The sequence below is a fragment of the Prosthecobacter sp. genome (genome assembly GCF_044378005.1).
Taxonomy (GTDB): Bacteria; Verrucomicrobiota; Verrucomicrobiia; order Verrucomicrobiales; family Verrucomicrobiaceae; genus Prosthecobacter.
The window spans coordinates 1-7,652 of sequence record NZ_JBILYB010000210.1 but is presented as its reverse complement, the minus strand read 5'-3'; the positions used below and the strand labels follow the sequence as shown (position 1 = coordinate 7,652).

Below are 7,652 nucleotides of genomic sequence, written 5' to 3'. Positions count from 1 at the left end.
TAAGCGGCACGCCAGCGAGCGGGGCCGTCGTCATAAACGGCCAGTGTGACCATGACGGCCTTCGTACGCAGAGCGACCATGGAGGCGACGGGCGTGGTGGACGCGAGGCGGTCGAAAAACGGCGACCACACGCCCTGATCACCGGCATGCTGATCTACGAGGATGCCGAGGCTGCCGCCATCCCGCAGGTGCTTCATGGGAGCGATGAAGCCTTCGTGGCGGTTGAAGATGGCGTAGCCATGCTTCTGCCGTGCACGCAGAACATGCAGGTCCATATAGGGATTGCGCAACGGCTGGTAAATCACGCCGGCATGACGGCCGAAGGAACAAAGGCCGGGCAGCTTGTTCAGCACCTCCCAGCAACTTTGATGGGTGACGAGGCCGAGGATGGGCTGCTTCAAATCCAACGCGGCCTGCATGTGGTCCATGCCAGAAAGTGTGACGCGCGCCTCGATCTGCTCGCGCGTCATGGTGGCGAATTTCAGGCCTGAGAAGATATTCGCCAGGAAGCTTCGGAAATGCTCCCGCCCTGTCGGCCTGAGCCATTCAGCATCTTTTTCCTGACCATAGGCGATGCGCAGATTGCTCAGGATGAGACGGCGGTATTTGGGGGCGACATACCAGCCGACGGTGCCCAGCGTGCGCCCTATGTACCAGATGAGTGTGATCGGTAGCACCTTCAGTACAGCCTCCATGCCGAGGAAGGCCTGGTACACTAGCCAGTAACGCGCGAGTTCGTAGCGCGTAGGCTGGTTGTCGTTGGATTTGCTCATGTGGAAGGGCTTTGTTGGCACATTCGCGGAAGACTGGCAACCCTCGGAGCACGATCAGCTTCAGTGATTTACAAATGAGGCGATGTTTGGCAGTCTGAGTCATTCATTATGAAAACCCTTCTACTCCTCGCCTCTCTCGGAATGTTTAGCCTCGTCGCTTACGCGCAGCAGGGAGGACAGGGAGGAGGACAGGCAAGTGGTACCACGGGCCCAACGGAGGCCAATGCGGTGCCGGAGGAGTTCCTCCAGGATGGTGTCTGGACCGGCTCGCTAAAGGGGGGACGCTACATCGTGAAGTGCCGGGACATCATCGCCCTCTCTAAACATGAGTATGTGGCTGATGCTGCAGCGCGTGTGGTGGAGGTGAACTTGACGCTCAGCTCGAACACAGCAGTGCGCTTTTATTACCTGGAACCCGTGAGACTGGAAGGCTCCGGGACCATCGCCGCGGGGCAGCAGGCCATCGACAAAGCACGCCAGATGGTGCAGGACGCAGCCGCACGCATTTCCCCCACGCTTACGGAGCCAAAGGTGGTGAAAACCTATCCCGTCTCCACCCATGCGCACACGGTTGAGTATGTGCTGAAGGAGGAAGCACGATTGAACTCTCTCTTCAATAGCCTGGAACATGCCTTCCGTGATCCGGCGAGAAAGCATTTCTGGCGCGAGTAGAGGCTGGGCGAATGAATGCCGCGCATGGATAAATGGGGCTGGTCGCTGCCGTTTGCTGCCCGCCTCATGATGACCATCGCCCGCGCTCTCCTCATTCTCTGCAATCTTGGCTCGTTTGCCTCAGCAAACGAGGCGTCAAAGCAGATCGATGCGATCCTCACCCAGGACTGGCAGAGGAACAAAATCACCGCCAACCCTCCAGCGAGTGACGAAACCTTCGTCCGCCGGGTGCATCTGGACATCATCGGACGCATCCCGACGATGCAGGAGGCGCAGGCGTTTCTGACCAGCACGGAGAAGGACAAACGTGCGAAGCTGATCGACCAACTGCTGGCCAGTGAGGGCTATGCACAGCACTTGTTTCACTTTTGGGCCGACCTGCTGCGCATCCAGTCGCGGGCGAATGGCGGGCAGGGTGACATGACCTCGAAGCCATACCTGGAGCATGTAAAGAAGCGCATCCGCGAAAACATGCCCTATGACGAGTTCGTGCGCGAACTGATCACCGCCCAGGGCAAGGTGTGGGACAATCCCGCCATCGGCTATTACATGCGAGACCTCGGCATGCCGCTGGACAATCTCTCAAACACCACGCGCGTCTTTCTCGGGACGCGCATCGAGTGCGCCCAGTGCCACAACCATCCTTTCGACAAATGGACGCAGATGCAGTTCTACCAGATGGCGGCCTTCACTTATCCGCTGGAGACGAACTTCACTGGCATCGGCGAACAGGGAGCGGTTCTGAATTTGAAACGTGCAGCGGAAAAGAAGCCCGAGATGGCCGTGGCCACGCGTCACATGGGCCGCGTGCTGGAAAACCTGGGCGACTTCGTGCGCTACAGCAAAGTGGCCGCGTTGCCCACGCGAGTGCTGAAGCTGCCGCATGATTATCAATATACGGACAAGAAGCCCCACGATGCCATCACTCCCTCCACGATGCTCGGAAAGACCGTGACGGGAGACTTGAAAACCTTCGCCGACTGGATGACCTCACCAGAGAATCCGCGCTTCACCACGGTCATCGCGAACCGCCTGTGGAAGAAGGTTTTCGGCCTCGGGCTGATCGAGCCCGTGGATGAATTCATGGACAGCACCGTGGCGATGAATCCAGCGCTGATGAAGCACTTGGAACAGCTGATGATCTCCAGCCGCTATGATGTGAAAGCCTTCCTCCGGGTGCTCTACAACACGCGGGCTTACCAAAACGAAGTCACGCGAACCGAGCCGGCGCTCGGCGAGGTCTATCACTTCACCGGCCCCGTTTTGCGTCGCATGACGGCAGAGCAGATTTACGACAGCTTCGTCACGCTGATCCATCCCACGCCCGATCTGCCGCGGCGAAGGGGCATCGACACGGAAATGGCAAAAAAGCTGGTGTATCGCGGCAAACTCAGCGATGCGCTGGATCTGCTCAGCGCGCAGGAGATCTTCGATGGAGCCGCCAAAGCTTCGGAAGGCTACGAGGCCATCTCCGCACGCAGCAATCCGCTGCGGGAGCAATACACCGCCGCCCAGAAGGCGAAGGACAAGGAGCTGATCGAGAAGCTGAACCTGGAAATCCGCAGCATCGAGTTCGTCGCGCGCACGGGCATCCACGATCATGTCGTCGTTCCTGCCGTGGCGCGGCTTTACACGAAAAAGACCGGCAAACCGGCCCCACCGCCGATTCCCGTGAGGAAGCCAACGCTGGAAGAACTCAAGAAGGCCGGCCAGAACCGCGACTACATCGACGTGCCCGGCTACGACATCGATCAGGCCATCCCTCGCGAGGAAAAAGCCGCCGCAGATGCCCGCGATGCTGTTTTCAAAGATGAGGCCCGCCGTTTCGGCATCACCGATACCGCCGCCTTCCTCAAGTCACGCCAAGGCCATGCTCGCGATTGGCCCCGTGCTGCTGACCTGGACTCCCCTGCCCCGCGCGGGCATTACCTGCGCGAGTTTGGTCAGAGCGACCGCGATCTCATCGACAATTCCAATGCTGATGCATCCATGCCACAAGCTTTGGTTCTGATGAACAGCGAGCTTTTCCAAAGCATCCTCAAGCCACACACCCAGCTCAGCTTGAATCTGGCCACCGCGAAGTATCCAGACGAGCAACTGTCGGCCATTTATTTGACTCTGCTCTCCCGCCAGCCCACAGCGGCGGAAAAAGCCGCCTGGACAAGGTCCGGCCTGACCAGCGCGGAGGACCTCATCTACGCGCTGCTGAACACGCAGCAGTTTATCTTCATCAAGTGAGCAACTCCCCGCTGGCAAAGCGGCAGCCGCCGTCTAGCGGTGGAACATGCCAGAAGAGATCGCACAGCCAGAATCACCCAGCGTCGGGAACAAGCCGGAGGCCGACTCCGCCTTTACGCTGCGCGATCTGCTGGCGCTGACGAAGTTCCGCCTCAGCGCGCTCGTCATCGTGACCACGCTGGTGGCTTTCTGGCTGCGAGCCGGCCCGAACATGGATCTGTGGCTGCTCATCCACACCATCATTGGCAGCACCCTGGCAGCCTTTGGCTCCGCCGTCTTCAATCAGCTCATGGAGATCGGGCCGGACTCGCGCATGAAGCGCACGGCGGATCGTCCGCTGCCTGCGGGGCGCATCAGCCCGAGCGCGGCCTTTGGCATCGGCTGGCTGCTGAGCGCGCTGGGCCTCATCCACCTCGTACATCGCGTGAATATGGAGGCCGCAGCACTCACGGCCATGACCCTGGCGACCTACCTTTTCATCTACACACCGCTGAAGCGCCAATCCACGCTGAACACGCTCGTCGGGGCCGTTTCTGGTGCCTTGCCGCCACTGATCGGCTGGGCGGGTGCGGCAGGTCCAGAAGCTGTGGGAGATGCCTACTTCCGCTGGAGTTTGCTCATCGAACCCGGTGCCATCTACCTCTTCACGCTGCTGTTCCTCTGGCAGTTGCCCCATTTCCTGGCCATCAACTGGATGTATCGTGACGAATATGTGCGCGGGGGCTTCGTGATGCTGGCAAATGACGACGAACTCGGTGCCCGCACCTCCCGACATGCGCTCGCCTGGTCCATCGCCATGCTGGCGCTGATGTTTCAGCCCGTGGCCTTCGGTCTGGTGAAAACCTGGCTCTTCCTGCCCCCTGCTCTTTTGCTCAACCTCTGGCTCTGCCAGCGGGCACTCGGTTTCCAAAAGCAGCCTGATCGCGCCACCGCACGCCGTCTTTTCTTCGGAACGCTCATTTATCTGCCCGTCATTCTGATTGTCAGCGTAATGGCTTGGAAATAAAGCACACCCTTCATGTCCGACGTCCCAACACAGCCCGCCCCCCGCACGATCAATCCCTGGACCCTCTGGATTCCGATCATCATGATCTGCCTCGGAGTCGTGGTGCTGTACAACTACCTGATTTTCAACTCGATGCAGGCCAAGAGCGACATGATTACGCTCAGCGATGGCACGGTGATCAAGCGCCCGCCGTTGATGGGGCGCTTGGAAAAGGACATGGAGTTCACCGAGCGCAGTGGCAAGAAGGTCAATCTGGCAGAACTGAAGGGCAAAATCCTCATCGCCTCCTGGGTCTTCACCCGCTGCCCACGAGGCTGCGCGGGGGTAATCGCCAAGTTGAAGAAGCTTCATGATGAGTTTGGCGCTGATCCAGGCATCCAGTTTCTCTCCTTCACCCTCGATCCCGATGACACCCCCGAGATGATGAAGAAGTTCGCCAGCGGCATCGACATCAAGGACACGGACAACTGGTGGTTCCTCAATGGTGAGAAGGAAGTCGTGCGGAACTTCATGACCTTCTCCCTCAAGTTCCGCCCTGTGCAGGATCTGCCTGAGGCCGACCGCTTGACGCCTGATGACAAATACATCCACGATCTCCGCGTGGCCATCATTGACGATAAAGGACACTTGCGCGGCCTTTACGACGTGATGAACGGCGACGCCGACACGCAAAAGTTTTACGACGAACTCATCCGCAACGAACTCCGCTACTTCCTCGAAGAACAGAAGAAGGACAAGAAGTAAACCGCGCTGACAGATTCCCTCATGACCACTGCTGAACTCCCCGGACTCTACACACTCTTCAATGCTGCCGCTCTGGTGCATATCATCCTCGGCCTCATCCTGATCAAGAAAGGCCAGAAGCAGGCGCACATCGCCAGCATGGTGATCGCGCTTCTGTTCTCCGCCGCATTCCTCGGCTGCTACCTCTTCTACCATTACACCATCGGCCATGTGAAGTATGATGGTCCAAGCTGGACGCGGCCTATCTATTTCACCATTTTGTTCACGCACATTCCGCTGGCGATCCTGACTGTGCCGCTGATCATCATGACCGTCATTCCGGCGCTGCGTCAGCGTTTCGACAAACACAAGCGCATGGCCAAATGGACCGTGCCCGTCTGGCTCTACGTCAGCGTCACCGGCATCATCGTTTATCTGATGTGCTACGTCTGGTATGGCCCGCCGATCCGGGCCTGATCCGCATCAGCCGAGCACGGGCGGTTTCGCGTGCAGGTAGTCCAGCCAGTCAGCTGGCGAGCCTGTTTTTCCATCCTCCGCCGCGTGAACGAGATTAGCCATTTCACGCGCGGTGACGAAGTGATAATGGAAGCCCGGCATCGCCGACGCCATGGCCGCGAGATCCGCGTAGAAGCGGCGCATGCGCTTCCCGAGCAGCGTGTCGTAGTTTTTGGAGACGCCGCCGTGCGTGTGGAGCTTGATGAACACCCACGGTGCGCCGTTTTTCACTCTTGGGCACAGCTCCAGCCAGAGGCGGAGTCGCTCGATCGAGGGAGGATTGCTGCCCGAGGCATCGCCATTTTCCAAACGTGGGATCAGGCCCCACTTCCGGCTCTGCCAGTTCAGGCCGAGCGGCCCCTGGAGCAGGAGCAAATGGTCCTCTTTGTCTCGAAGAGCAGCCGTTTGGCCCACCTCAACGGCTATCCCACGATCATGCGACTTCGGCAGACCATCCTCGCGGGCATAATAGACAGCATTGATCGTGCTCGTCTGGCAGGGATCTGGCGCGGCGGGCATGGTCATGTCCACATAGCAGCCAGTGCGCTTGAGCACGGTGAGTTCATTGGAGACACCACATTTGCGGCCCGAAGGATGCGAATTGTCGAGCGCCCAGTTGCCATGGATGAAGGCATATTTGCCCCGGCCAGCGGCATCGCGGCTCAGCAATCCGTGACTTGAGAGGTCGGACACGCCTGTCTCCAGCTTCGCAGTGACGGTGGCCTCCGTGTCATTGTCATGATGCAGGTGGATCTCCACCTCGCTGCCGGTCTGGTGACAAAGGTCCGCGAGCGAGGCCAGCAAGGTGGGCTGATACTGCTCGATGGGGAAGAAAAAGGAGTGCCTCGGACCGCGTCCGGCACTGTCACGATGATCATTCACCATCCGGGGCCACTCCTGCTGCCAATGGGCCACGGTACGCTGAGCCCCGGCGAGATCGGTGTCATGAAGCGGCTCGTAATGGTCACAAACAGCGACGCAGGCGTGCAGCGACTGGTCCGGCAAAATCCGAGCCAAATGCCTGCGGAATTGCAGATAAGGAAGAAGCCATTGTTGAGCGCCACGGAACATCTGCCCTCCTTGGCGTGGGGGGAAGGACCTGACAAGTTTGAGAAAACAAAAAACAGGTTGCCGGGTGAATGATTCATGGCACTATCCACGCCCCTTGCCGCCCGGGCTTTTGTTTCGACCACGCTCGCAGCGGCATTTTCACCCTTCAGAAGTCACAGTTATGGCATACGCAATCATCAAAACCGGCGGCAAACAGTATAAAGTTTCCGTGGGAGACAAACTCGACATCGAGAAACTCGAAGTCGCCGAAGGCGAAACCGCGTCCTTCGATCAGGTCCTCGCCGCAGGCGAAGGTGCTGACCTCAAAATCGGTGCTCCTACCCTCGTCGGTGCCACCGTGCAGGCCACAGTGCTGAGCCAGTTCAAGGGTGAGAAGGTCACCGCCTTCAAATTCAAGAAGCGCAAAGGCTACCACAAGACCAAAGGCCACCGCCAGCCCCTCACCCGCGTCCAGGTCACTGCGATCAACGCGTAATTCTTCACCCCTCAACACTTACTCAGGAGAATACACTCATGGCTCATAAGAAAGGTCAAGGTTCCGTCAAAAACGGTCGCGATAGCAACAGCAAGCGTCTCGGCGTGAAAAAGTATGGTGGTGAAGTCGTCATCGCCGGAAACATCATCATCCGCCAGCGTGGCACGAAGTGGACCCC

At 58.9% G+C, this 7,652-nt stretch carries 9 protein-coding genes; 7 read left to right on the top strand and 2 right to left on the bottom strand.

The features are described from left to right. Positions 1-773: lysophospholipid acyltransferase family protein (locus tag AC6FTP_RS24375; protein WP_497209511.1), on the bottom strand; the 773-nt coding region annotated here is incomplete at its 3' end. A 108-nt stretch (positions 774-881) separates the two neighbouring features. Between AC6FTP_RS24375 and AC6FTP_RS24370 the strand changes: the two genes are divergently transcribed. From AC6FTP_RS24370 to AC6FTP_RS24350, 5 genes are all read left to right on the top strand, one after another. After that, positions 882-1,445, top strand: a complete 564-nt coding sequence (locus tag AC6FTP_RS24370; protein ID WP_497209510.1) for a hypothetical protein — start codon at positions 882-884, stop codon at positions 1,443-1,445. Between the two features lie 66 nt (positions 1,446-1,511). After that, complete coding sequence (locus AC6FTP_RS24365) at positions 1,512-3,683, top strand: DUF1549 domain-containing protein (protein ID WP_497209509.1); 2,172 nt, start codon at positions 1,512-1,514, stop codon at positions 3,681-3,683. A 46-nt stretch (positions 3,684-3,729) separates the two neighbouring features. Next, positions 3,730-4,689 (top strand): heme o synthase, encoded by a 960-nt coding sequence (cyoE, locus tag AC6FTP_RS24360; protein ID WP_497209508.1) that lies wholly within the window; start codon positions 3,730-3,732, stop codon positions 4,687-4,689. 12 nt (positions 4,690-4,701) lie between these two features. After that, positions 4,702-5,433 (top strand): SCO family protein, encoded by a 732-nt coding sequence (locus AC6FTP_RS24355; RefSeq protein ID WP_497209507.1) that lies wholly within the window; start codon positions 4,702-4,704, stop codon positions 5,431-5,433. Between the two features lie 21 nt (positions 5,434-5,454). After that, the gene (locus tag AC6FTP_RS24350; protein WP_497209506.1) at positions 5,455-5,889 is read left to right on the top strand and encodes a DUF420 domain-containing protein; all 435 of its coding nucleotides are present in this window, start codon (positions 5,455-5,457) and stop codon (positions 5,887-5,889) included. A gap of 6 nt (positions 5,890-5,895) precedes the next feature. Here AC6FTP_RS24350 and AC6FTP_RS24345 read toward each other — a convergent pair whose 3' ends face one another. After that, positions 5,896-6,945, bottom strand: a complete 1,050-nt coding sequence (locus tag AC6FTP_RS24345; RefSeq protein WP_497209505.1) for a hypothetical protein — start codon at positions 6,943-6,945, stop codon at positions 5,896-5,898. 214 nt (positions 6,946-7,159) lie between these two features. Between AC6FTP_RS24345 and rplU the strand changes: the two genes are divergently transcribed. Further along, positions 7,160-7,474, top strand: a complete 315-nt coding sequence (rplU, locus tag AC6FTP_RS24340) for a 50S ribosomal protein L21 (RefSeq protein WP_497209504.1) — start codon at positions 7,160-7,162, stop codon at positions 7,472-7,474. 38 nt (positions 7,475-7,512) lie between these two features. Next, a partial coding sequence (locus AC6FTP_RS24335) for a 50S ribosomal protein L27 (RefSeq protein ID WP_497209512.1) occupies positions 7,513-7,652 on the top strand: 140 nt, incomplete at its 3' end.